The 23,917-nt window shown below is 75.8% G+C and carries 19 protein-coding genes, 1 rRNA gene and 1 pseudogene; 16 read left to right on the top strand and 5 right to left on the bottom strand.

Annotation, left to right across the window (positions count from 1 at the left end; all coding sequences use genetic code 11):
- Positions 1-3 precede the first annotated feature (3 nt).
- From rrf to recN, 6 genes are all read left to right on the top strand, one after another.
- A 5S ribosomal RNA gene (rrf, locus tag ABD990_RS06600) occupies positions 4-120 on the top strand.
- A gap of 3,146 nt (positions 121-3,266) precedes the next feature.
- Positions 3,267-4,250, top strand: coding sequence for an HAD-IIA family hydrolase (locus tag ABD990_RS06595; protein WP_345379033.1), 984 nt, complete (start codon positions 3,267-3,269; stop codon positions 4,248-4,250).
- 178 nt (positions 4,251-4,428) lie between these two features.
- Positions 4,429-4,626, top strand: coding sequence for a hypothetical protein (locus tag ABD990_RS06590; RefSeq protein ID WP_345379032.1), 198 nt, complete (start codon positions 4,429-4,431; stop codon positions 4,624-4,626).
- 11 nt (positions 4,627-4,637) lie between these two features.
- Positions 4,638-5,528, top strand: a complete 891-nt coding sequence (locus tag ABD990_RS06585) for a TlyA family RNA methyltransferase (protein ID WP_345379029.1) — start codon at positions 4,638-4,640, stop codon at positions 5,526-5,528.
- Positions 5,525-6,445: an NAD kinase gene (locus ABD990_RS06580; RefSeq protein ID WP_345379027.1), complete on the top strand. Its 921-nt coding sequence runs from the start codon at positions 5,525-5,527 to the stop codon at positions 6,443-6,445. Before ABD990_RS06585 ends, ABD990_RS06580 begins: the two co-directional genes overlap by 4 nt.
- A gap of 132 nt (positions 6,446-6,577) precedes the next feature.
- Positions 6,578-8,356 carry a DNA repair protein RecN gene (recN, locus tag ABD990_RS06575; protein ID WP_345379026.1) on the top strand — a complete coding sequence of 593 codons (1,779 nt, stop codon included), beginning with the start codon at positions 6,578-6,580 and terminating at the stop codon, positions 8,354-8,356.
- Between the two features lie 3 nt (positions 8,357-8,359).
- On the opposite strand, the gene ABD990_RS06570 is transcribed toward recN, so the two are convergent.
- Entirely contained in the window at positions 8,360-9,724 is a 1,365-nt protein-coding gene (locus tag ABD990_RS06570; protein WP_345379025.1) for an alpha/beta hydrolase family protein, read from the bottom strand.
- A 146-nt stretch (positions 9,725-9,870) separates the two neighbouring features.
- Here ABD990_RS06570 and steA point away from each other — a divergent pair, with 146 nt between their 5' ends.
- From steA to ABD990_RS06550, 4 genes are all read left to right on the top strand, one after another.
- Positions 9,871-11,058, top strand: a complete 1,188-nt coding sequence (gene steA / locus ABD990_RS06565) for a putative cytokinetic ring protein SteA (protein WP_345379024.1) — start codon at positions 9,871-9,873, stop codon at positions 11,056-11,058.
- Positions 11,055-11,972, top strand: a complete 918-nt coding sequence (locus tag ABD990_RS06560) for a copper transporter (protein ID WP_345379069.1) — start codon at positions 11,055-11,057, stop codon at positions 11,970-11,972. The genes steA and ABD990_RS06560 overlap by 4 nt, the downstream gene beginning before the upstream one ends.
- Before the next feature lie 157 nt (positions 11,973-12,129).
- On the top strand, positions 12,130-13,881 hold the full coding sequence (gene pyrG, locus ABD990_RS06555) for a CTP synthase (protein ID WP_345379023.1): 1,752 nt from the start codon (positions 12,130-12,132) through the stop codon (positions 13,879-13,881).
- A complete protein-coding gene (locus ABD990_RS06550) occupies positions 13,878-14,516 on the top strand; it encodes an NUDIX domain-containing protein (RefSeq protein ID WP_345379022.1) in 639 nt (212 codons plus the stop codon). The genes pyrG and ABD990_RS06550 overlap by 4 nt, the downstream gene beginning before the upstream one ends.
- A gap of 93 nt (positions 14,517-14,609) precedes the next feature.
- On the opposite strand, the gene ABD990_RS06545 is transcribed toward ABD990_RS06550, so the two are convergent.
- The 3 genes from ABD990_RS06545 to ABD990_RS06535 are packed head-to-tail and all read right to left on the bottom strand — an operon-like array spanning position 14,610 to position 16,260.
- The gene (locus ABD990_RS06545; protein WP_345379020.1) at positions 14,610-15,386 is read right to left on the bottom strand and encodes an SCO6745 family protein; all 777 of its coding nucleotides are present in this window, start codon (positions 15,384-15,386) and stop codon (positions 14,610-14,612) included.
- Positions 15,323-15,532, bottom strand: coding sequence for a hypothetical protein (locus tag ABD990_RS06540; RefSeq protein WP_345379019.1), 210 nt, complete (start codon positions 15,530-15,532; stop codon positions 15,323-15,325). Before ABD990_RS06540 ends, ABD990_RS06545 begins: the two co-directional genes overlap by 64 nt.
- Positions 15,533-15,576: 44 nt before the next feature.
- Complete coding sequence (locus tag ABD990_RS06535; protein ID WP_345379018.1) at positions 15,577-16,260, bottom strand: winged helix-turn-helix transcriptional regulator; 684 nt, start codon at positions 16,258-16,260, stop codon at positions 15,577-15,579.
- A gap of 74 nt (positions 16,261-16,334) precedes the next feature.
- On the opposite strand from ABD990_RS06535, the gene ABD990_RS06530 reads away from it, so the two are divergent.
- On the top strand, positions 16,335-17,486 hold the full coding sequence (locus ABD990_RS06530; RefSeq protein WP_345379017.1) for an acyl-CoA dehydrogenase family protein: 1,152 nt from the start codon (positions 16,335-16,337) through the stop codon (positions 17,484-17,486).
- Positions 17,487-17,672: 186 nt separating this feature from the next.
- Here ABD990_RS06530 and ABD990_RS06525 read toward each other — a convergent pair whose 3' ends face one another.
- Positions 17,673-18,356: a DUF1707 domain-containing protein gene (locus ABD990_RS06525; RefSeq protein WP_345379016.1), complete on the bottom strand. Its 684-nt coding sequence runs from the start codon at positions 18,354-18,356 to the stop codon at positions 17,673-17,675.
- 945 nt (positions 18,357-19,301) lie between these two features.
- On the opposite strand from ABD990_RS06525, the gene ABD990_RS06520 reads away from it, so the two are divergent.
- The 5 genes and pseudogenes from ABD990_RS06520 to ABD990_RS06505 all read left to right on the top strand — a co-directional run bounded on the left by ABD990_RS06520 (position 19,302) and on the right by ABD990_RS06505 (position 23,815).
- The gene (locus ABD990_RS06520) at positions 19,302-20,288 is read left to right on the top strand and encodes an LLM class F420-dependent oxidoreductase (protein WP_345379015.1); all 987 of its coding nucleotides are present in this window, start codon (positions 19,302-19,304) and stop codon (positions 20,286-20,288) included.
- A 139-nt stretch (positions 20,289-20,427) separates the two neighbouring features.
- Positions 20,428-21,375, top strand: a complete 948-nt coding sequence (gene xerD, locus ABD990_RS06515; RefSeq protein WP_345379014.1) for a site-specific tyrosine recombinase XerD — start codon at positions 20,428-20,430, stop codon at positions 21,373-21,375.
- 11 nt (positions 21,376-21,386) lie between these two features.
- Positions 21,387-22,118, top strand: a complete 732-nt coding sequence (locus ABD990_RS06510; protein ID WP_345379013.1) for a DUF4097 family beta strand repeat-containing protein — start codon at positions 21,387-21,389, stop codon at positions 22,116-22,118.
- Between the two features lie 216 nt (positions 22,119-22,334).
- A pseudogene (locus ABD990_RS34295) lies at positions 22,335-23,099 on the top strand (condensation domain-containing protein); the annotation flags it as partial.
- A gap of 77 nt (positions 23,100-23,176) precedes the next feature.
- On the top strand, positions 23,177-23,815 hold the full coding sequence (locus ABD990_RS06505; RefSeq protein WP_345379011.1) for a condensation domain-containing protein: 639 nt from the start codon (positions 23,177-23,179) through the stop codon (positions 23,813-23,815).
- The last annotated feature ends 102 nt before the right edge of the window (positions 23,816-23,917 follow it).

The following is a 23,917-nucleotide window of genomic DNA, read 5'->3' as shown; positions in this document are numbered from 1 at the left end:
GTTGTCGGTGGTCATGGCGGAGGGGGAACGCCCGGTCCCATCCCGAACCCGGAAGCTAAGCCCTCCAGCGCCGATGGTACTGCACTCGCCAGGGTGTGGGAGAGTAGGTCGCCGCCGACATCAAACATCGAAGAGCGTCCCCACCGGGCAGGTGGGGGCGCTCTTTTCGTATCTTCTCCGAAGGCTGGAATCGCGTCCGCGATCACGGCCGGCGACGCGACGACAACGGGAATTCCTTCAGTGACTGATCGGGATGACAAGCAGGGCGGCCGACGCGAGGACGGCCCCCGGCAGCGGTCCGGCGAGCGCCGGGACCGCGACGACCGTCGAGACGACCGGCGGGGCGGTGGCGGCCGGGTAGGCACCGGCTGGGGCGGGTCGGAGGACCGGCGTGGGCCGCGCCGTGGCGACGACCGCTCCGACGCGCGACGCGGGTCCGAGGGCGACCGCGGTCGTGGCGGTGTCCGGGGCGGTGGCTTCCGCGAGCGCGGTGACCGCGACGCGCGGGGCGGTGGCTACCGCGGACGCGACGACCGGCCGGCGCGCGGCGGTCGCAGCGAGGGCAGCGGCAAGGTCTACGTCGACCGCTGGGGCAACGACGACCGCCGCGGCGGGTTCGGGCGCGACGAGCGCCGGGGCTACGGTCGCGACGACCGCGGGAACGGTGCCGGCCGTGGCGACCGGCCCCGCGGCGCCGGCGACGAGCGCCGTGGCGGCTTCTCCGACCGGCGGGAGCGCTTCGATCGCGATGACCGCCCGAGGGGCTTCCGGCGGGACGACCGCTCGGGGGGCTTGCAGCGCGACGACCGCTCGGGGGGCTTCCGGCGGGACCGCGAGGGTGGCTACCGGCGCGACGACCGCACCCGAGGTGGCGACCGTGACGACCGCCGGGGCGGCTACTCCCGTGGCGGCTACGGCCAGGGCGAGCGCGGGGGGCGGTTCGAGCGCGACGACCGGCGCGGCTCCTTCGACCGGGACGACCGGCGCGGCGGCCAGGACCGCGCTGAACGCGCAGGCGGCCGGTACGACCGCGACTCCCGTGGTGGCCGCGTCGACCGCGACGAGCGCCGCGGGTCCTTCGGCCGCGACGACCGTCGCAGGCAGGACCGCGGAGAGCGCGGTGGCGGGTTCGACCGTGACGAGCGGCGGAGCCGCGTCGATCGTGACGACAGGCGTGGCGGATTCGACCGCGACGACCGCCGCGGCGACCGTGGCGACCGGCCGCGCAGCGGGTTCCGGGGCGACGACCGTCCTCGTGGCGGCGACCGTGAGGCTCGAGGTGGCGGGTACGCGCGCGGGGATTCCGGCGACCGCGGCGGCCGCTTCGACCGCGAGGGCGGTTCGCGCGGCGTGGACCGTGGGGAGCGAGGATTCGACCGCGACGCACGCGGCGGTGCCCGCCCCGAGCGTGGCGGCTACCGCGGCGACCGGTCGCGCGAGGACCGGCCCCGTGACGACCGGCCCCGTGACGACCGGCCCCGTGACGACCGGCCCCGTGACGACCGGCCCCGTGACGACCGGCCCCGTGACGACCGGCCCCGTGACGACCGGCCCCGTGACGACCGGCCCCGTGACGAGCAGGGCCGGAGCGACCGTCCTGCGACGTTCCGTCGGGAGGACCGTGAGTCGCGTCCGGATCGTGGTGACGGGTTCGGCGGGCCGGCGCGGCAGGACCGCGGGAGCGACGTCCGCGACGGCGGGTCCGAGCGCCGCGACCGGGGACCCGAGGGTGGCCGCGGCTTCCGGGGCGACCGGGTGGGACCGGTCCGGGACCGCCGCGAGGGCGGGCCGCGGGACGGCGGTCGGCCGGGTCGCGGGCCGCGCGACCGGGGAGACCGGTTCGAGCGCGGCGACCGGTTCGACCGGGACAGTCGTGAGCGTCGCCCGCGCAGCGCCGAGGGCGTGCCCAGCACCTTCATGGCCGAGCCCGAGCTGCCGGAGGGCGTCCGGCCGAACTCGCTCGACGCGGACGTCCGGCGCGACCTGCGCGGCCTCCAGAAGGAGACCGCGGACAAGGTCGCGCTGCACCTGATCGCCGCGGGCATGCTCCTCGACGAGGACCCCGGACAGGCGCTCGAGCACGCTCGCTATGCGCGGAAGCGGGCGTCGCGCATCGCCGTGGTCCGGGAGGCCGCCGGTATCGCGGCCTACCACGCCGGCGAGTGGAACGAGGCGCTCGGCGAGCTGCGGGCGGCCCGGCGCATGGGCGGCGGGCCGGGTCACATCCCGGTGATGGCGGACATCGAGCGCGCCCTCGGCCGCCCCGAGCGCGCCCTGGAGCTGGCGCGGGGGCCCGAGGTCAAGGAGCTCGGCCACGCCGAGCGGGTCGAGCTCGCGATCGTCGCCGCCGGGGCCCGGCGCGACCTCGGCGAGATCGACGCCGCGGTCGTCGGGCTGCAGGGGGCGGACCTCGACCCGCGCAAGCGGGACCCGTGGAGCGCGCGCCTCTTCTACGCCTACGCGGACAACCTGCTGGTCGCGGGCCGCGAGGCGGACGCGACGCAGTGGTTCGTCCACGCCGCCGACGCCGACGCGGCGGGGGAGACCGACGCGCGCCGCCGGCTCGCCGAGCTGACCGGCGAGGAGTTCGAGGACGAGGACGACGACTTCGCGGTCGGCGAGGTCTTGGAGGAGGACGACCCCGCTCCGGCCACCCGCCGCGCCTCCGACGATCCGGCTGACCTCGCCGACGAGGACGACGTGGACGAGTCCGCCGACGACGAGTCCACCGACGACGAGCTCGCCGACGACGAGCTCGCCGACGACGAGTCCACCGACGACGAGCTCGCCGACGAGCGCGGCGATCTCGACGACGACGGGGACCTCGACGAGTCCGAGCAGCTCGTCGATGAGGCCGATGACCTCGACGAGGTCGACGATGAGGACGACGACCTCGAGGACGAGGACGACGACCTCGCCGGCGAGGCCGATGACCTCGACGTCACCGACGAGCTCGACGACACCGACGAGCTCGACGACACGGACGACCTCGACGACACGGACGACCTCGACGAGGCCGACGATGAGGACGACGATCTCGACGACGAGGGCAACGACCTGGTCGACGATGCCGATGACCTCGACGAGGACGACCTCGACGACGCCGACGACCTCGACCGTGACGACGAGGACGACCAGAACGACGACCTCGACCGGGCCGACGCGCCCGCTCCCGCGGCAGTCGCGGCGGAGCCCGACGAGGACGGCGACCCCGAGCCCCCGATCGACACCTGGCCCGCAGAGGGCCCGGAGGGTGAGCAGTCCTCGTGAGCGACGATCTCCTCTCCCGGTTCGACGTCCTGCTGGTGGACCTCGACGGCACGCTGTACGCGGGGCCGGCGGCGGTCCCCGGCGCCGTCGAGGCGATTGCGGCGGCGCAGGACCGGGGCGTGCGGACCTCGTACGTCACGAACAACGCCTCGCGCCGGCCGTCGGACGTCGCGGCCCACCTCGCCGAGCTGGGCTTCCCGGCGACCACCGAGGACGTCCGCACCAGCTCCCAGGCCGGTGCGGCCATGCTCGCGGCCCAGCTGCCGGCGGGGGCGCGGGTGCTGGTCGTGGGGACGAGCGCGCTGGCGGAGGAGGTCACCCGCCGGGGTCTGACGGTCGTGGACTCGGCCGAGGACGCCGACGCCGTCGTGCAGGGCCACTCGCCCGACACCGGCTGGCGCAACCTCGCCGAGGCGACGCTCGCGATCCGGCGGGGCGCGGTGTGGGTCGCGACGAACGTCGACCCCACGCTCCCGACCGACCGCGGGCCGATGCCGGGCAACGGGTCGTTCGTCGGGGTCGTCCAGATCGCGAGCGGCGCGGAGCCGCAGGTTGCGGGCAAGCCCGCGCCGACGCTGATCCAGGAGGCGCTGCGGGCGTCGGGACGTGAGCGCGGGCTCGTGATCGGCGACCGGCTCGACACCGACATCCAGGGCGGCAACGCGGCGGGCCTGCCGACGCTCGTCGTCCTGACCGGGGTGTCCACCGCGCGGGAGGTGCTGGAGGCGCCCGAGTCGCAGCGCCCGACCTACCTCGGCGCGAACCTGGGCGCGCTGTTCCAGCCCGCCGAGGACCTGGCGCCGGGGTCCCGGGACGGCTGGGCCGTGAGCGAGGACCTGGTGCTGTCGGGCGAGGGGGACGACCTCGACGCCCTGCGGGCCCTCTGCGCGGTGCACTGGGCCGCGGGCGGCGGAGCGGCGCGGGTGCGGGCCGAGGGCGAGGCGGCGGGGACGGCGCTCGCCAAGCTCGGACTCGGCTGAGCCGGCCGAGGCCCAGCAGCTTCTGGCCGAGCAGCTTCTGGCCGAGCAGCTTCTGGCCGAGCCGTTCCGGAGCGAGCCGTTCCGGACGGGCTCGGGCGTCGGCCGACGGACCGTCGCTCCCCTCGACTACCGTGGCGATCACGCCGACGCACGTCGGATCCCGACCGGAGAGCACGACATGACCGTTCCCGTCCCGGGCGATCCGCGCCCGCCGTCCGCGCGCCCGTTCGAGGCCGTGCGGGCCGACGTCGAGGCCGCCCTCGGCGCCCTCGACACGGTCGCCGAGCGACCGGCGGAGGAGCATGTCGCCGCCTTCGAGCGCGTCCACGCCGCGCTGGGCGCCGCCCTCGCCGCCGGATCGCCCGAGCGGGCCTGACGGGGTCCGCCGTGCCCACCCGTTCCCGGCTCGACGCCGAGCTCGTCCGGCGCAAGCTCGCCCGCTCGCGGCAGCACGCCGCCGAGCTGATCAGCGCCGGGCGGGTGACGGTCAACGGGCTGCCCGCCGGGAAACCGGCGACGCAGGTCGACCGGGCGACCCCCGTCGTCGTCGAGGAGCGGGCGGACGCGCCGGACTGGGCCTCCCGGGGCGCCCACAAGCTGCTCGGCGCGCTGGACGCCTTCCCGGACGTCGTCGTGGAGGGCAGGCGATGCCTCGACGCCGGGGCGTCGACCGGCGGGTTCACCGACGTCCTGCTCCGGCGGGGGGCGCGGGAGGTCGTGGCGGTCGACGTCGGCTACGGCCAGCTGGTGTGGCGGCTGCAATCCGATCCGCGGGTGCGGGTGCACGACCGCACCAACGTGCGAGCGCTCGCGCCGGAGCAGATCGGCGGGGTCGTCGACCTCACCGTCGCGGACCTGTCGTTCATCTCGCTGCGCACGGTGCTGCCGGCGCTCGTTGCGTGCACGGCGCCGGGTGGCACCCTGGTGCCGATGGTCAAACCGCAGTTCGAGGTGGGCAGGGAGCGGCTGGGCGCGGGCGGGGTCGTGCGCGACCCGGAGCTCCGGCTGGCCGCACTGACCGAGGTCGCCGACGCCGCGCGGGCCCTGGGCCTCGCGGTCCGCGGCGCGGTCGCGAGCCCGTTGCCCGGCCCGTCCGGCAACGTCGAGTACTTCCTCCGCCTGGCGCGGGGCGGAGAGGGGGCGGACGTGGGCACGGAGGCGGGCACCGAGATGGGCACCGAGATGGGCACGGAGATAGGCGCGGAGGTCGGCGCGGGGGTCGGCGCGGACGTGGGGAACGCACCGCTCGCGCGGGCCGTCGAGGAGGGTCCCCGATGAGGGAGCTGCTCGTCGTCCTGCACGCGGGGCGGGCCACGAACCGGCGGGTCGCCGCCCGGGTCGCGACCCGCCTGGCCAAGGACGGCATCCGGTTGCGGGTGCTGGCGGAGGAGTGGGCCGAGGTCGACAACGGCACCGACCTGCCGCCCGAGCTGCGCCCGGTCGTCGTGGACGGCACGCCGGCGTGCGCGGCGGAGACCGAGGCCGTGCTCGTCCTCGGTGGCGACGGCACCCTTTTGCGCGCCGCCGACCTGGCCCGGCCCGCGAAGGTGCCGCTGCTCGGGGTGAACCTGGGCCGTATCGGCTTCCTCGCCGAGGCCGAGCAGGAGTCGCTCGGCGAGGCGCTCGACGCGATCGTGGACGGGACCTACGAGGTCGAGGAGCGCATGACGATCGACGCGGTGGTCCGGCACCGCGGGCGCGTCGTCGCACGGACCTGGGCACTCAACGAGGGCGTCGTGGAGAAGGCCACCCGCGAGCGGATCCTCGAGGTCATGCTGGAGATCGACGGCCGGCCGGTGTCGGGCTTCGGCTGTGACGGCGTCATCTGCTCCACCCCGACCGGCTCCACCGCCTACGCCTTCTCGGCGGGCGGGCCGCTGGTGTGGCCGCAGGTCGAGGCGATGCTGGTGGTGCCGAGCAACGCGCACGCGCTGTTCGCACGGCCCATGGTCGTGTCGCCGGAGAGCCACGTCGCCGTGGAGATCGACGCCACCGGGCCGCCCGCCGTCCTGGACTGCGACGGCCGGCGGGTCATCGACGTGCCGCCCGGTGCCAGGGTTGAGCTGTGCCGCGGCGCCGAGCCGGTCCGCATGATGCGGCTGGCCGCGCAGCCCTTCGCCGACCGGCTGGTCCGCAAGTTCGACCTGCCGGTCCGCGGCTGGCGGGGCGCGCCGGACCGGCCCGACGAGCATTGACGAGCACTGAGGCGCACTGAGCCACACCGAGCCGCACCAGCCAGAACGAGCCTGTACCCGGGTCGGGGACCCGCCCGGACACACCGCGGTCTGCGCGCGGATCTGTCGGGGGTGGCCCGTATCGTGCGGCCCATGCTGGCCGAGATGCGCATCCAGGGCCTCGGCGTGATCGACGACGCCACGCTGGAGCTCGATCCGGGCCTCACCGTGCTCACCGGTGAGACCGGCGCGGGCAAGACCATGGTCGTGACCGGGCTGTCCCTGCTGGGCGGCGGCCGGGCCGAGGCCTCGCGGGTCGCCGAGGGTGCGTCGCGGGCCGTCGTCGAGGGCCGCTTCGAGCGCAGCGGCGCGGCCGCGCTGGAGCTGGCCGAGGAGGTCGGCGCGGAGGCTGACGAGGACGGCACGCTGATCGCGGTCCGCTCCGTGTCGGCGGACGGGCGGTCCCGCGCCCACCTCGGCGGGCGGTCCGTGCCGGTCGGCGTGCTCGGCCGGCTCGCCGAGGCCACCCTCGCCGTCCACGGACAGAACGACCAGCTGCGGCTGCTGCGCCCCGCCGACCAGCGTGCGTTGCTGGACCGGTACGCGGGCGACGCGGTGGCCAAGCCCCTGGCCGCCTACCGCGAGACCCGCGCGGAGTGGCAGGCCGTGTCCGCCGAGCTCGTCGAGCGCCGCGACAACGCGCGCCGGCTGGCCCAGGAGGCGGACATGCTCCGGCACGGGCTCACCGAGATCGAGGCGGTCGCACCGCAGCCGGGGGAGGACCGCGAGCTCGTCGAGGAGGCGAAGCGGCTCGCCGCGGCGGACGACCTGCGCGAGGCCGCCGGGCTGGCCCGGGCGATGCTGTCCGGCTCGGACGACGGGGAGACCCCCGGCGCGGTCGGGCTCGCCGGCGAGGCGCGCAACCGGCTGCACTCCGCCGGCGACCCGGACCTGGCGGCGCTCGACCCGCGGCTGGGGGAGGCCCTCGCCGTGCTCACGGACGTGACCGCGGAGCTGTCCTCCTACCTCGACCGGCTCGACGCGGACCCCGAGCGGCTCGCCCAGGTGCTGTCCCGCCAGGCCGAGCTCAAGGCCCTCACGCGGAAGTACGCCGCGGACACGGACGGCGTGCTGGAGTGGGCCGCGCAGGCGCAGGAGCGGCTCGCCGGGCTCGACACCTCGGACGAGGCGCTCGCCGCCCTGGCGGCCCGGCGGGACGCGCTCGCCACCGACCTGGCCGGGCACGCCGCGGCGCTGGGCGCGGCGCGCGCCGAGGCCGCGGGCCGGCTGGCCGCGGACACCACCGCGGAGCTGGGCGGGCTCGCGATGAAGGACGCGGAGCTGCACGTCTCGGTCGCGGCGCGGGCGGCGAGCGGCCCCGACGCCGCCGACGCGCTGCTCGTCGAGGGGCGCTGGGTCGTCGCCGGGTCCGACGGGGTGGACGAGGTGGAGCTGCGGCTCGTCCCGCACCCCGGGTCGGCGCCGCAGCCCCTGCACAAGGGCGCGTCCGGCGGCGAGCTGTCCCGGGTGATGCTGGCCCTCGAGGTCGCGCTCGCGGGCGCGGACCCGGTGCCGACGATGGTGTTCGACGAGGTCGACGCCGGGGTGGGCGGCCGCGCCGCGGTCGAGATCGGTCGCCGGCTGGCCCGGCTCGCCGCGCGGCACCAGGTCATCGTGGTCACGCACCTGCCGCAGGTGGCGGCCTACGCGGACCGGCATCTCGTGGTCCAGAAGAAGCGCGGCGAGGGCGTCACCCGCAGCAGCGTGCGCACGCTGCCCGAACCCGAGCGGATCGTCGAGCTGGCGCGGATGCTCGCGGGGCTGGACGACACCGACACCGGCCGCGCACATGCCGAGGAGCTGCTGGCCGCCGCCCGCACCCACCGCGAGGAGGACCGGGCCGAGCCCCGGAAGCGCCGCCGCAAGGGGTGAGCGTCAGCGTTCATTGAGCCAGGTCGTGACCGCCTCGAGGACGGCGGGGTCGATGGTCGTCTCGATCATGGCGTACTCGGCGGGCGAGCCGGTCGGGGCGGGTTGCAGGAGGTGGTTGAGACCGTCGAAGGTGCGGACGGTCGCGTCCGGTGAGCCGGCCAGCGCGTCGCGCATCGGTTGTTCGTTCTGCGCGGGCGGGACCTGCAGGTCCTTCGAGCCGAAGAACGCGAGCACCGGGATCCGCAGGGCACTCAGGGCCGGGCGCGGGTCGTCGGTGAGGAACGGGACCAGGCTCGGCACCTGCGCGGCCGCCGCGTCGGCCTGCTCCGCCGGCAGCCCCTGCGCGACGGCCTGCTCGCGGGCCGTCTGCTGCGCGCCCGCGACGTCTCCCGCGCGCACTTGCGCGATCATCCGCCCGACCCGCTCGACCTGCGCCTCGACCTGGTCGGCCGGTAGCCCGGCCGCGGTGAGGATCAGCCGGTTCTGCTCCACCAGCACGTCGCCGCCGGGCACCGCGGGCCCGGCCATCAGCACGGTGAACGCGATCTCGCCGGGTGCCGAGCGCTGCACCGCGAGCGGCGCGAGGTAGCCGCCCTCGCTGTGCCCGAACAGCCCGATCCGGGCCGGGTCGACGTCCGGGCGGGTGCGCAGGTACGCGACGCCCGCGCGGGCGTCGTCGGCCAGGTCGGCGTACGGGGTGCCGTCGAGGGACCCGCCGGACCCGCCGACGCCGCGGTCGTCCGTTCGCAGCACGGCGACGCCCGCGCGGGTCAGCACGTCGGCCGGCACGAGGAACGGCTTGTGCCCGGCGAGCGTCTCGTCGCGGTCCTGCGCGCCGCTGCCGGTGATCATCACGACGGCGGGGAACGGCCCGGGACCCTCGGGCGTGGTGACCGTGCCGGCGAGCGTGAGGCCCCCGCTCGGGAAGGTGACGTCCTCGCTGCGGTACGGGAAGGGCGGGGCGGGGGTCTGCGGCCGGGCCGGCACCGGCAGCGTGCCCCGGGTCAGCGAGAACGCGAAGGTCCGGCCGGACTGGGTGAGGTCGCCGCGGATCGCGTCGCCGTCGAGGGTGCCACGGAAGGTCGGGTCCCCCGGGACGTCGGGGATCGCGAAGGACACGGCGGTGCCGTCGACGCCCACCCCGGACAGCGCCTTGCCGGCGATCCCCTGCGAGGGGATGTCGATGGTGCCCGACCTGCCGTCCTCGGTGAGGTGCACGCCGACCGGGAGCGGCGCGCCCGGGACCTCGACGGTGCCCTGCCAGTCCCCGGCGGCGGAGCCCGCGGCCGGGGCCGCGCACTCGACGGCGACCGTCCCCAGCACGGCGAGCACGGACAGGACCAGGACGGACGCCCCCCGACGGACCATGACACGATCATGCCCGACCCGGGAGCCTTGAGGACGGCCGTGACCGGCCCGGACACGGATCCGCGGTCGTCGGGCCGGGTGACGGGGCGGTCACGGTGCGGCGCGCCTTCACCGATCCGCGCCGGGGCGGTGCCAGGGTGCGCGGCATGAAGCTGACCGGCCTGCTGCACCGCTCGCGACCCGAGCTGCCCGGGCTCGCCGGGATCGCGCGCGTCGACAAGCGCACGGACGCGTTGCTCAAGCGGCTCAAGCCGGGCGACATCGCGGTGCTCGACCAGATCGACATGGACCGCGCCACGGCGGACGCGTTGATCGCGGCCGAGGTCGCCGCCGTCGTCAACGCCTCGCCGTCCATCTCCGGGCGCTTCCCGAACCTCGGGCCCGAGGCGCTGCTGGCGGCCGGCGTCCCGCTGATCGACGAGGCCGGGCCCGAGGTCCTGCACGACGTGCGCGACGGCGCGCGGATCCGGGTGCACGAGGGCGTGGTCTACGCGGGCGAGCTGGAGCTGGCCCGCGGCACCGAGCAGACGGCCGACTCGGTCGCCGACGCCCTGGTCGAGGCCAAGGCCGGGCTCACCCACCAGCTCGAGGCGTTCGCCGCGAACACGACCGAGTTCATGCGGCAGGAGCGGTCGCTGCTGCTCGACGGCTTCGGCGTGCCGGAGGTCGACGTCGCGCTGCGGGGGCGGCAGGTCCTCGTGGTGGCGGCGGGCTTCGACCACGCCAAGGACCTCGCGCGGCTCGGCAACTACATCCGCGAGTACCAGCCGGTGCTGCTCGGCGTCGGCGCAGGCGCCGACGCGCTGCGGGCCGCGGGACACACGCCGCACCTCATCGTCGGGGACCCGTCCGACATCTCCGACGAGACCCTGACCTGCGGTGCCGACGTCGTCGTCCCGGCCTTCGCCGACGGGCACGCCCCCGGCCTGCACCGGGTGCAGGATCTGGGCGCGAGCGCGGTGACCTTCCCGTCCTCGGCGAACCCCGAGGACCTCGCACTGCTGCTCGCGCACCACCACGGGGCGTCGATGATCGTGACCGTCGGCCTCTCGGCCACCATGGTCGAGTTCCTCGACCGGGGCCGGTCCGGCTCCAACGCGTCGACCTTCCTCACCCGCCTGCAGGTCGGGGGCGGGCTGGTCGACGGCCGCGTCATCGCCCAGCTCTACCGCAGCCGGATCTCCACCGGCGCGCTGCTGCTGCTCGTCGGGGCGGCGCTCGTCGCGGTTCTCGCCGCGCTGCTGATGTCGCAGGCCGGGGACGCGGTCCTGGCCTGGATCACCACGACGGCGGCCGCGCTGTTCGACACGATCGAGGGGTGGTTCGTCCGGTGATCTCGCTGCGCTACCACGCGGTCTCCATCGCGGCGGTGTTCCTCGCGCTCGCGGTCGGCGTGGTGCTCGGCGCGAGCGGCCTGTCCGACCGGCTGCTCGCCGCGGTCTCGGCCGACCGCGACGACCTCTCCACCCAGGTCGACACCCTCACCGCCCAGCGCGACGCCCTGCTCGACGAGCAGGCCGCCGCGGACCAGTTCGCGAGCCGGGTCGGCCCGGCCGCGGTGCGCGGGCTGCTGACGGGCAAGAGCGTGGCGCTCGTGCAGGCGGGCGGCGAGGAGACCGACGCCGAGTCCGTGATCCGGCTCGTCGGGCAGGCGGGCGGCACGGTGACCGGCACGATCACGCTCACGGACGCCGTCGGCGACCCGGCCCGGTCCGACCAGCTCAACGCCCTCGCCGCCGAGCTGCTGCCGGCCGGTGCGCAGCTCCCGGCCGCCTCCGACACCGGCAGCCTGGCGGGCGGCCTGCTCGGCAGCGTCATGAGCACGAAGAACGCCCCGACCGCGGACCAGGCCGGCGCGGTGTGGACCGGGCTCGCCGACGCCGGGTTCGTGCAGCCCGGGACCGCACCGGGTCCGGCGGACCTCGTCGTCGTCCTGACCGGGGGCGCCGCCCAGGGGGCCGACGCAGGGGACTCGGCGGCCGTGCTCGCCCGCCTCGCCGCGCAGCTGGACCGCTCCGGCGCCGGCGCGGTGCTGGCGGGCCGGGCGGGCTCGGCGTCGGCGACCGGGCCGATCGGCGTCGCGCGGGCCGCGGGCGGATCGACGGCGGGCCTGTCGACGGTCGACGACATCCAGACCGGCGCCGGACGCGTCGCCACGGTGCTGGCGCTCAAGGAACAGCTCGACGGCGGGGCGGGCAGCTACGGCTCGGACCGCACCGCCTCCGGGGGCTCGGCCCCCGGCGCCTGACCTGCACCGAACCTGGCACGGAACTCCACTGAGCGAACGGCGCTCTCGCTCATTCGTAGTGAGCGAGAGCGCCGTTCGTGCATCCGGCGGTGCCGGCGACACGCGGCGGGACGGTCCTGGCGGGCCGGTCGGACGGCCCCGGGTACACTGAAGTTCCGTGCAGACACGCGCGACCCGTCATCTGTTCGTCACCGGCGGGGTCGCATCCTCGCTGGGCAAAGGCCTCACCGCGTCGTCCCTCGGTCAGCTGCTCACCGCGCGCGGGCTGCGGGTCACGATGCAGAAGCTCGACCCGTACCTGAACGTCGACCCCGGGACGATGAACCCGTTCCAGCACGGCGAGGTCTTCGTCACCGAGGACGGCGCCGAGACGGACCTCGACATCGGCCACTACGAGCGGTTCCTGGACAGGAACCTGCACGGTCGGGCCAACGTCACCACCGGCCAGGTGTACTCCGAGGTCATCGCCAAGGAGCGGCGCGGCGAGTACCTGGGCGACACCGTCCAGGTCATCCCGCACATCACCAACGAGATCAAGGACCGCATCCTCGCGATGGCGGAGCCGGACGCGGACGGCGCGGTCCCGGACGTCGTCATCACCGAGGTCGGCGGCACCATCGGCGACATCGAGTCGCTCCCGTTCGTGGAGGCGGCCCGCCAGGTCCGCCACGAGGTCGGCCGGGACAACTGCTTCTTCCTGCACGTCTCGCTGGTGCCGTACCTGGCGCCGTCGGGCGAGCTGAAGACCAAACCCACGCAGCACTCCGTCGCGGCCCTGCGGAACATCGGTATCCAGCCCGACGCGCTGGTCCTGCGCGCCGACCGGGAGATCCCGGAGGCGATGAAGCGCAAGATCTCGCTGATGTGCGACGTCGAGATGGACGGCGTCGCCGCCTGCCCCGACGCCCCGTCGATCTACGACATCCCCCGCGTGCTGCACCGCGAGGCGCTCGACGCCTACGTGGTCCGGCGGCTCGGGCTGCCCTTCCGGGACGTCGACTGGACGGTCTGGGGCGACCTGCTCGACCGCGTGCACAACCCGGACGAGAAGGTCACGATCGCGCTCGTCGGCAAGTACGTCGACCTGCCGGACGCCTACCTGTCCGTCACCGAGGCGCTGCGCGCCGGCGGGTTCGCGCACCGCGCCAAGGTCGACATCCGGTGGGTCGTCTCGGACGACTGCGAGACGCCGTCCGGCGCCGCCACCGCGCTGAAGGGTGTCGACGGGGTGCTGATCCCGGGCGGGTTCGGCATCCGCGGCATCGAGGGCAAGCTCGGCGCGATCACCCACGCCCGCACGCGCGGGATCCCCACCCTGGGGCTGTGCCTGGGCCTGCAGTGCATGGTGATCGAGGCGGCCCGCAACCTCGCCGGCCTGGACGAGGCCAGCTCCAGCGAGTTCGACCCGCGCACCCCGCACCCGGTGATCTCGACGATGGCCGAGCAGGTCGACGTCGTCGCCGGCGAGCGGGACATGGGCGGGACCATGCGGCTCGGCGCCTACCCTGCGGCACTGGGGGAGGGCACCGTCGTCGCCAAGGCCTACGGCAGCCGCGACGTGTCCGAGCGGCACCGCCACCGCTACGAGGTCAACAACTCCTATCGGGGCCGGCTGACCGAGGCCGGCCTGGTGTTCGGCGGCACCTCGCCGGACGGGAAGCTGGTCGAGTTCGTCGAGCTCCCGGAGCAGAAGCACCCGTTCTTCGTCGGCACCCAGGCGCACCCGGAGCTCAAGAGCCGGCCCACCCGTCCGCACCCGCTGTTCGCGGCCTTCGTGGACGCGGCCCTGCGGTACAACGCCGAGGACCGGCTCCCGGTCGAGATGCCGTCCCGGGCGAAGGGCAACGGGCAGGGCGAGCGGAGCGGATCCGCGGAGGCGGCGGCGGAGCCCGCCGAGGTGGGCTCGTGAGCCGGAGCGCCCCGGGCACGCACGACTTCCCGATCACCGCCTCGCAGGACATCTACGAGGGCCGCGTGATGGCCGTCCGGGCGGACACGGTCCGCATGCCCGGCGGCCGGGAGGCGACCCGCGAGATCGTCGAGCACCCCGGCGCGGTCGCGATCGCCGCGGTCGACGAGCAGGACCGGCTGATGATGATCCTGCAGTACCGGCACGCCGTGCGGCGCCGGCTGTGGGAGATGCCGGCCGGGCTGCTCGACCAGGCCGGCGAGGACCCGGTCGCCGCGGCGGCCCGGGAGCTCGAGGAGGAGGGCGGCCTCGTCGCCCGGGACTGGTCGGTGCTGGTGGACGCCGTGCCCTCGCCGGGCTTCTCCGAGGAGGCCATCCGGGTCTTCCTGGCCACCGGGCTGCGCGAGGTGGACCGCCCCGACCTGGGCGACGACGAGGAGTCCGAGCTCGAGCTGCGCTGGATCCCGCTCGCCGAGGCGGTCGCCATGGTGCTGCGCGGCGAGATCGTCAATGCGACGACCGTCGCCGGGGTGCTCGCCCTTCAGGCGGTGCGGGACGGGCACGCCGAACCCCGCGCCGTCGACGCCCCCTGGCCGGACCGCCCGACCGCCTTCGCGAAGCGCAAGGAGGGCTGAGCCCAGGGGATGAGCGAACGGCGCTCTCGCTCACTAGGCCTGAGCGAACGCGCCGCTCGCTCATACGGGGCTGACGATGGGCGAACCGCTCGCTCAGCCTTCGGCGCGTTTGCGGTCGTCGTCGGGGAAGGTGCCGGCCTCGATGCAGCGCGCGGACCAGCGGCGCAGGTCGGCGACGAGCGGGTCGAGCTCCGACAGGGCCGCCAGGAGGTCCTCCTGCGAGGCGTCGGTGGCGGCCTCGATGCCGTCGCGCAGCTCCCGTCCGGCAGGGGTGAGCGCGCCGTCGGCGAGGAGCCCGTCGCGTTCGAGGTGCGCGGCTGCGGCCTCGCGCACCTCGTCCAACCAGCCGCGGGTGGAGCTGTACTCGCCGACCGGGTAGCCGACCCACAGCTCGGCCAGGATCGAGGCCCGGACGGGATCGAGCCCGGTGGCGACGACGGCGGCGAGGTGACCGTCGCCGCGGTGCTCGCGGACGAGGTCGGCGGCCCGCCACAGCCGGCCGAAGGGGTCGGCGAGCCGAGGCTGGGCACGCAGCGCCGAGAACAGCGGCCGGGCGGTGCCGTCGACGGTCCCGACGGCCCGCTCGAGGGCGGCCGCGACCTCGCCGGCCCGCTGCTCGTCGGCCTCGCCGAGCGTCGCCCGCAGGCTCGCGGCCGCGGCGCGGTCGCGCACCGCGATGAGATCGGGCAGGGGCAGCAGCGCGCGGCCCGCCGTCCAGAGCCGATCGACCAGCCCGGGCTCGAACACCCCGAAGGTCGCCGTGACCAGTGCGGACGGCACCTCCCCGAGCGGAGCGGCGCGCCCGGTCAGGTAGCCGGTGAGGAAGTCGTAGCCGTGCGGCGCGAGGGCCTGTGCACCTGCGGCGACCACACGGCGTGCATCGCGACGGGCTCGAGCGCGTCGCGGAGCAGGCGGGCAGGGGAGGTGCCGCCCGGGACGGCGTCGGCGTCAACGGCGTCGACGGTGGTGTCGACGGTGGCGCCGGCGGCGGTGCCGGCGGGATCGGCGTCGGCCATCCGGCCAGGCTAGGGCGGGTTCCGGCGCCCCGCGCCCCGGCGGCTCACCCCGCGGCCGCGGCGCGGGCCATCCCGCGGCGCACGTACGGGGCGACCGGGCTCAGCCGCAGCACCTCCGGGATCCGCACCACCACCTCCCGGTGGCCGTAGAGGGACAGCCGTCCGTCGGCCCGGACCGCGGCGAGGTCCAGCGCGCCGTCCCACACCTGGTAGAGGAGGCCCAGCGGGGACTCGAGGACCGCGTCCACCTCGAAGCCCGGGTCGGTGAAGCAGAGCGACACGTCGTGCGGCTGGATCACGAACCAGAACCGGCGGCGCCGGGCGTCCGGGACGTGGACGTGCAGCACCGTCCGCCGCTCGCCCAGCGGTCGCGGGTCGATCCCGCCGCGGATCCACCACATCAGCGTGGTCGGGTCCAGCTCGTCCGGCCGCGGTTCGCCGAACGCCCAGCGGGCGCCCCACTCGGCCAGCCCGAAGAGCAGCGGCAACAGCTCCTCGGCCGCGGGGGTCGGGTGGTACTCGCCGTCGGCGTGCACCACGAGGCCGGCGCGCTCGAGCTGGCCGAGCCGCTTCGACAGCAGCGCACGGGACATGCCCGGGAGGCCCCGGGCGAGCTCGTTGAACCGGGAGGCGCCCACGAGCAGGTCGCGGACCACGAGCAGCGTCCACCGGTCACCCAGGATCTCCAGCGACCGTGTGATCGGGCAGTACTGGCCGTAGCGGGACATGGCCGCACATCCTCCTCGGCCCGGTTCACTTTCGGAACTATCCGGCATCCCGGAACCACCGGATCCTTCCCCGCATGACCACTCTCGCGCAGCCCACCGTGTCCGCTCCGACCGATGCGGACGTCCTTGCCCTCGCCCAGGCCGTCGGCCGGGCCGCCGCCCCCTTCGAGGCGGCGCACGACGCCCGGGCCGACTTCGTCGTCGAGGCCTACTCCGCCATGGCCGAGCTCGGCTACCTGCGCCTCGGCGTCCCTGTCGAGTTCGGCGGGCTCGGCGCCACCCTGCGCCAGGTGGTGCTGGCGGAGGAGGAGCTGGGCCGCTGGTCCGGCTCCGCGGCGCTCGCGGCCGCGATGCACCTCTACCTCACCCGCATGCAGGTGTGGCGGCACCGGCGCGGCAAGCCGGACGCGGCCGGGGTGCTGGGGCGGATCGCCGGCGAGGGCCTTGTCCTCGCGACGAGCGGCGGCTCCGACTGGGTCTCCCCGACCACGACCGCGACCCGGGTCGAGGGCGGGTACCGGTTCGACGGCCGCAAGACCTTCTGCACCCAGGCCCCGGTCGCGGGGGTGCTCGCCACCTCCGCGGTGCTCGGCGAGCCGGGGCCCGACGCGGTCGTCCTGCACGCCGGGGTGCCGTTCGCGGCACCGGGCGTGAGCATCATCGAGACGTGGGACACCCTCGGCATGCGCGGGACCGCGAGCCACGACGTCGTGCTCGACGGCGTGTTCGTGCCGGAGGAGAAGATCCTCGGCACCCGGCCGTACGGGGCGCTCGCCGGACCGCTGCTCGTGGCCGTGATCCACTTCGCCCCGATCGCGGCCGCGGCGTACATGGGGGTCGCGCGCGGGGCGTGCGAAGAGGCGGAACGCCTGGTCGCCGGGCGGAACGAGGTGCCCGCCGCGGCCGTGCGCGGGATCGGGGAGATGCGGGCGCGGCTGCGGGTCGCGAAGTGGGCCCTGCTCGCCGCGGTCGACGAGGTCGGCGATGATCCGCCCGCCGACGACGCCACGCTCGACGCGGTCCTGACGGCGAAGCGGCACGCCGTCGTCGAGGCCCGGACGGTCGTGGACCTGGCGCTGGAGGTGGCGGGAGGACCGGCGTTCTTCCGCAAGTCGCCGCTGGAGCGGGCCTACCGGGATGTGCGGGGCGGGCCGTTCCACCCGCTCACCCCGGAGGCCACGCTCGCCCGGCTCGGCGAGTCGGCGCTGGCGGAGGTCCGGGGCTGACAGGAGTCGACGGATCCGGCGCCCGCGGTTCGGGGCGGGCGCCGGGCGATGCGGGTTCGGGGTGGCGCGGTGCGGCGGCGCGGTCGGGGGCGCTGCGGGTACGGCGCAGACAGCGCGAGTCGGGGCCGCGCGGTTCTGAGCGGCGCGGGCAGCGCGCTTCGGGGCGGCGCGGTTCGTAGTGGCGGGTCAGGGCCGTAGCGGGCGGCCCTGCGCGTCGGTCGAGCGGCCCGCGAGCAGGACGATCCCGTCGACGAAGCCCCAGATCGCGCCCAGCCCGAAGGTCACCAGCGTGACGATCAGCTGGGCGACCGCGATGCCGGTGTGCCCGGTGTAGAAGCGGCCGATCCCGGCGCCGCCCAGGAACAGCTGGAGCAGGCCGGCGGCGAGCTTCGACTTGTCCGAGTAGGGGACGCCGGTGCCGGGCTCGCGGCCGTAGGGCGCGTCGGGCGTGCCGCCCGGGACGTGGTGCGGCAGGCCGGGGGCGCCGTAGGTCGGGCTGCCGCCGCCGTGGGGCGCGGGGAGGTGCCCGTACCCGCTCGTGAACGGTTGGTGGCCGGTGTACGGACCGGCGTACCCGGAGGGGAGACCGGCCGGCGGACCGTAGGCCTGGCCGTACCCGGTGTGCCCGCCGCCGGGCTCGCCGGGGCGGTTCCACAGCGCCGACGGGTGCGGGGCGGGGAGGTCGGTGAACAACCCGGCCAGGTCGTCGAGCGTCCGCGCGGCCCACACCTGCGCGATCCGCTCCTCGTACTCGCCGCCGTCGAGCCGACCGTGCGAGAAGTGCTCCGCCAGGGCCCGCGCGGCGTCCTCGCGCTCGGCGTTGCCGATCCTGACCTGCGGGGGTTCGGGGCGGGGCTCGGACTCGCTCACGGCTCCGACCGTACCCCCGGAGCGGCCGCGGGCGTCGGCACCGACGCGGTGAGAGGCGATCGGACTCGGCGAGCCTTCGAAGAGGAATCCTCGCCGGCCCCGAGGAGCGAGTCGGCCGGCCCTGGCGGGCGAACCGGCCGGGACTGGCACATCCGCCGCCGCGCTGAACATCCTCCGAGGCGTCGCCACATCCGCCGGTGCGCCGCCACATCCGCCGGTGCGCCGGCACAGCCGCCGGTGCGCCGGCATAGCCGCCGGTGCGCCGGCATAGCCGCCGGTGCGCCGCCACGACCGCCGGTGCGCCGCCACATCCGCCGGTGCGCCGCCACGACCGCCGGTGCGCCGCCACAACCACCGGTGCGCCGACACAACCGCTGCGGAGCGACGGCACAACCATGAGGACGGCCGCACACCCGGTCGACGGCGTGTACGAGGATCGAGCAGGTGTGCGACCGGCCGCGAGATGCCGGCGGCTGCTGGTCCGCGCCGGACCGACAGTCGGGCACCACGCTGAAGCGACCGTGAATCGCCTCCGCGGCGGCCAGCTTCGGGCTGCTCGGGTTCTGCGGCGGCTCGGTTCTGCGGCGGCTCGGTTCTGCGGCGGCTCGGTTCTGCGCGGCTCGGTTCTGCGGCGACTCGATTTCGCGCGGCTCGACTCGGCGGCGTTTCGGCTCGTCGAACCGATCTCACGGCGGTTCAGCGCCGCGCCCGCACACCCGCCCCGGCGCGACACAGACCGTCGACCGGGTGCGCGGCACGGCGGACGGGTGTGAGAGGACGCCCGACGGGGTGTGCGAGGGCGGCCCGGGTGTCCGAGCGCCTGACGGGGAGCGAGAGGCGCGGCCGCGACCCGTGGCGCCCCGGACCGGCGCCCGCCCCACCTCGGTCCTGGCTGCATCCCGTGCACACCCGGCGCCCGCCCCGTCCCGGTCCTAGGCTCGGCCCATGCGCTTCGGTCTGTTCGTTCCCCAGGGCTGGCGGCACGATCTCGTCGGCATCGACCCCGCCGAGCAGTGGGCGGTGATGAAGGGGCTCGCGGCCCACGCGGACGCGGGTCCGTGGGAGTCGATCTGGGTCTACGACCACTTCCACACGGTCCCGGCCCCCACCGATCAGGCCACCCACGAGGCGTGGACGCTGATGGCGGCGTTCGCGGCGTCGACCGAGCGGGTCCGGCTCGGCCAGATGTGCACCTGCATGGCCTACCGCAATCCCGCGTACCTGGCGAAGGTCGCCGCGACCGTCGACGTCGTGTCGGGCGGGCGGGTCGAGATGGGTATCGGCGGCGGCTGGTACGAGCACGAGTGGCGCGCCTACGGCTACGGCTTCCCGCCGCCGAAGGACCGGCTCGGGATGCTCGACGAGGGTGTGCAGATCTTCCGGCAGGCCTGGCAGAAGGGCGTCGCGACGCTCGACGGCACCCATTACCAGGTCGACGGCGCGATCTGCGAGCCCCGGCCACTGCAGTCCGGCGGCATCCCGATCTGGGTCGCGGGCGGCGGGGAGAAGGTCACGCTGCGCATCGCCGCGCGGTACGCCGACTACACCAACTTCGACGGGAGTCCCGAGGGCTTCACCGCCAAGTCGGAGATCCTGGCGAGGCACTGCCGGGAGCTCGGCACCGACTTCGAGGCGATCGTGCGCTCCGCCAACTACAACGTCGCCATCGGCACCACGGAGGCCGAGGTCTCCGACCGGCTCCGGCAGCTGGTCGACCGGCTGGCTCCGTACGTCGGCAAGGAGAAGGCGGAGGCCCAGCTCGGCGGGTTCCGGGGGCTGCCCGGCGTCGGCACGCCGGAGCAGATCGTGGAGAACCTGCGCGGGATGCAGGAGCGCGGGATGACCTACGGGATCTTCTACTTCCCCGAGGCCGCCTACGACCGCTCGGGCATCGAGCTCTTCGAGCGCGAGGTGATCCCGAACCTCGCGTGACGCGTCGTGGATCCATGGACGCGTGAGGGCCCGGTCCGACCGCGTCGTGGATCCATGACGCGTGAGAGCCCGGCCCCACCGCGTTGTGGATCCCTAGCGCGTGTGAGAGCCCGGTTCGGGCGCGTCCATAATGCGGCGCATGGGCACACGGGTGGCGGACGGGGTGGAGGCCTTCCTCGCCCACCTGGCCGTGGAGCGCGGCCGCTCGGCGAACACCCTGCGCTCCTACACGACCGACCTCGACCGCTACCTCGCCCACCTGCAGGTCCGGGGGATCGACGACCTCACCGCGGTCGCCGAGTCCGACGTCACCGACTTCGTCGCGGCGCTGCGTAGCGGGGAGGCACCGCTGGCGGCGTCGTCGGCGGCCCGGGCGCTGGCGGCGGTCCGCGGCCTGCACCGGTTCGCGGCGCGGGACGGGCTCGTGCCGGTGGACGTCGCACGGGCCGTCGCGCCGCCCACGCTGCCGCGCCGGTTGCCCAGGGCGCTCACGATCGACCAGGTCGAGCAGCTCCTGGCGGGGTGTGTGGGCGACGGCCCGACCGCGTTGCGCGACCGCGCGCTGCTCGAGCTGCTCTACTCGACGGGCGCGCGGATCTCCGAGGCGGTCGGGCTGGACCTCGACGACCTCGACCCCGCCGCGCGGACGGTCCTGTTGCGCGGCAAGGGCGGCAAGCAGCGGATCGTGCCGGTGGGGCGGCCAGCGCTCGCTGCCGTCGACGCCTACCTCGTGCGGGCCAGGCCCGGCCTGGCCGCCAAGGGCCGCGGCACCCCCGCCCTGCTGCTCAACGCCCGCGGCGCCCGGCTCTCCCGGCAGAGCGCCTGGCACGCCCTGCGCGCGGCGGCCGACGCCGCCGGTCTCGACCCGACCGCGGTCTCGCCGCACACCCTGCGGCACTGCTTCGCCACGCACCTGATGGCCGGCGGCGCGGACGTCCGGGTGGTGCAGGAGCTGCTCGGACACGCGTCGGTGACCACCACGCAGATCTACACCCACGTCACCGTCGACGCCCTGCGCGAGGTGTACGCCACCGCGCACCCGCGGGCGCTCGGTACCGGACGCACCGGACGGACCCGGCACCGCTAACGTCCGCGACGATGATCGCGACACGGGTGTCCCGGCTCCTCCTGCCCGCCGTCCTCGCCACGCTGCTGGCGGGCTGCGGCGACGCCACGCTCACCACGGACACCGGTTCCGGCACTGGCGACCCGGGTACCGAGAGCGGGACCGACCGGCACGAGGGCCTCGTCCGGCGCGTGGAGATCGTGTCCGACGCCGGCGACGTCACCCTCCGCTCCGGGCCGGAGGGTTCGGCCACCGTGGATCACGAGCTCCGCTGGACCGGGCCGCGGCCCGAGCTGACCCAACAGCGCTCGGCCGACGTCCTGCGGATCACCGCCCGCTGCCCGGAGCCGGGGGAGCGGTGCGAGACCCGGCTGACCGTCACGGTGCCCGCGACCGCGGCCGCGGGCGTCGAGCTCGGCGCGGGCGACGTGATCGTCGAGGGCCTGACCGGTGCCCAGGAGCTGCGGACCGCCTCCGGCGGGATCACCGGCAGCGGCCTGGCCGGCCCACGGGTCTCCGCGCTCAGCACGGCCGGCGACGTCGAGCTGACCTTCGGCACGCCGCCCGCCGCCGTCGTGGCGGAGTCGACGGCGGGGGACGTCGGCGTGCTCGTCCCGGTCGGCCCGGTGTACCGCGTCGACGCCGGGACCGCGGCCGGCTCGGTCGAGGTCGAAGTCGCGGACGACCCGGGAGCCGACGCCACCATCTCTGCACACAGCACTGCGGGGGACGTCCGCGTAGCCCACTCCGGCGCGGGCAGCTGACCAGCCGTAACCCTCGCGCCCTCGGTACGGGAGGGTTCGGCATCCCCCAGATCGTTCACATATCAACGTAGTGGATCTGTCGCGCTCTGTTGTCTTCCTCACCCGAACGGCCGTGGTCCCGCGCTTGCAGACGGCCGTGCCGCCTGGTTTGTGAACGCAGCCTTCCCACCCGTGGATCGAGGGTCTGCGGCGGGCCCCGTGGCTCCCCCTGCGCGCATGACGGCCCGACGAACTCGACGAGAGCGGCGAGGGCGGCGGCCCGATCGACGTCGCGGCGCTCGGCGATGCCGTGCGCGCCACGATCGACGAGGCCGAGACCCTGCGGTTGCGCCTGCACGACACACCCGACGGTCCGCGCCAGACGGTGTCCGACGAGCCCGCGGCGCCCCCCGCGTCGTCGACCTGCGCGGGGAGCGCAACCCGGTCGCGGTGGCGCACGCGCTGGTCGACGCCGAGCGGTCGCGTGCCGCCGAGGCCTGTCGCGCCATGGTGGACCGTCCGCTCCACACCTACACGCTGGTGCGACTGTCCGATCACGACGTGTGGTGCATCCAGCTGTACCACCACCTGATCGTCGACGGCTACAGCGCGGCGATGCTCTCCCGCCGCGTGGCGGCCCACTACACCGCGCGGGTCCGGGGCACCGAACCGCCGAGGGCGACCTTCGGGTCGATCGCCGACCTGATCGCCAAGGACCGCGAGTACGAGGCGAGCGATCGGTTCGTCCGGGACCGCGAGTTCTGGCGCGACCTGCTCCCGCCGCTGCCCGAGCTGGCCGGCCGCCGGGACGCCCCCGAGGGCCCCGCGGACCGCACCCTGCACGCCCGCGCGTTCGTCTCCGGCGGCACGCTCGACCGGCTCGAGGCGATCGCCGGCGAGACCGGCACGACCGGGGCCGAGGCGTTGATCGCCTGCTACGCGGGCTTCCTGCAGCGGCTGCGCGGCGAGTCCGACCTGGTCATCGCGCTCCCGATGATGGCGCGCACCGGGGCGCCGAGTGGGCGGCGGGCCGGGGCGGCCCGGCCCTCGATCCGCGGCGCGCGCAGCTCGCCGAGGCGGTGCCGCCGCCGGGCACCCACCGCCGGATCGTCGTCGAGCGCTCCCTGGTCGACGACGTCCCCGCGCAGCTGGCCGCGCTGCAGGCCGCGGCCGGCGACGGGCGGCCCGCGGCGCTGGCGGCGGCCGTCGTCGCCGCGGCGGTCGTGGAGTCCGGGGGCCGCGGCGACGCCGAGGTGCGCCTCGACGTGCAGGTGCCCCGCCGCGACCCGGGCTTCGCCGACTCCGTCGGCCCGTTCGGCACAGTGGTCGCCCTCCGGAGCACCGTCGCCGGGACCGGCACCGAGCTGCTCGACCGGGTGCGCGACGCCCTCGGGTCGGCCGGGCGGGCCACGCGTCCGGCCCGCACGCTGGTGCGGCACGAGCCAGCGGGTGACCCGCCCGCGTTCGACGGTCTCACCGCGGAGCGGGTCGACCCGGCCGAGCCCGTGATCGCGCACGAACGCGTGGTCACGCTCGTCGAGCACCCGGGCGCGGGCGGCGTGTCGCTGCGGCTCGCGGTCGACGCCGCCGCGTGCGACGCCGCCGGGGCGGCCGCCCTCGTCCGCCGCCTGGCCGGGGCGCTGGACGCGCTGCTCCGCGACCCCGCCGCGCCCGTCTCCGACCCGGGGACCGCACCGCGGGCGGCAGGGCGGCGGTGACCACCCGTCCGTCCGGGCCCGGTGCGTTCCCCCGCCCCGTCGGCGACGCGCCGGCCCGCGCCCCCCGGGGCTGGCTGCGCACCCCGCGACCGCGGCCCGACG

It is taken from the genome of Pseudonocardia yuanmonensis (assembly GCF_039542425.1).
GTDB classification, from domain to species: Bacteria; Actinomycetota; Actinomycetes; order Mycobacteriales; family Pseudonocardiaceae; genus Pseudonocardia; species Pseudonocardia yuanmonensis.
Note: the sequence above shows the minus strand (reverse complement) of the source record. Positions and strands in the feature narration are given on the sequence as shown.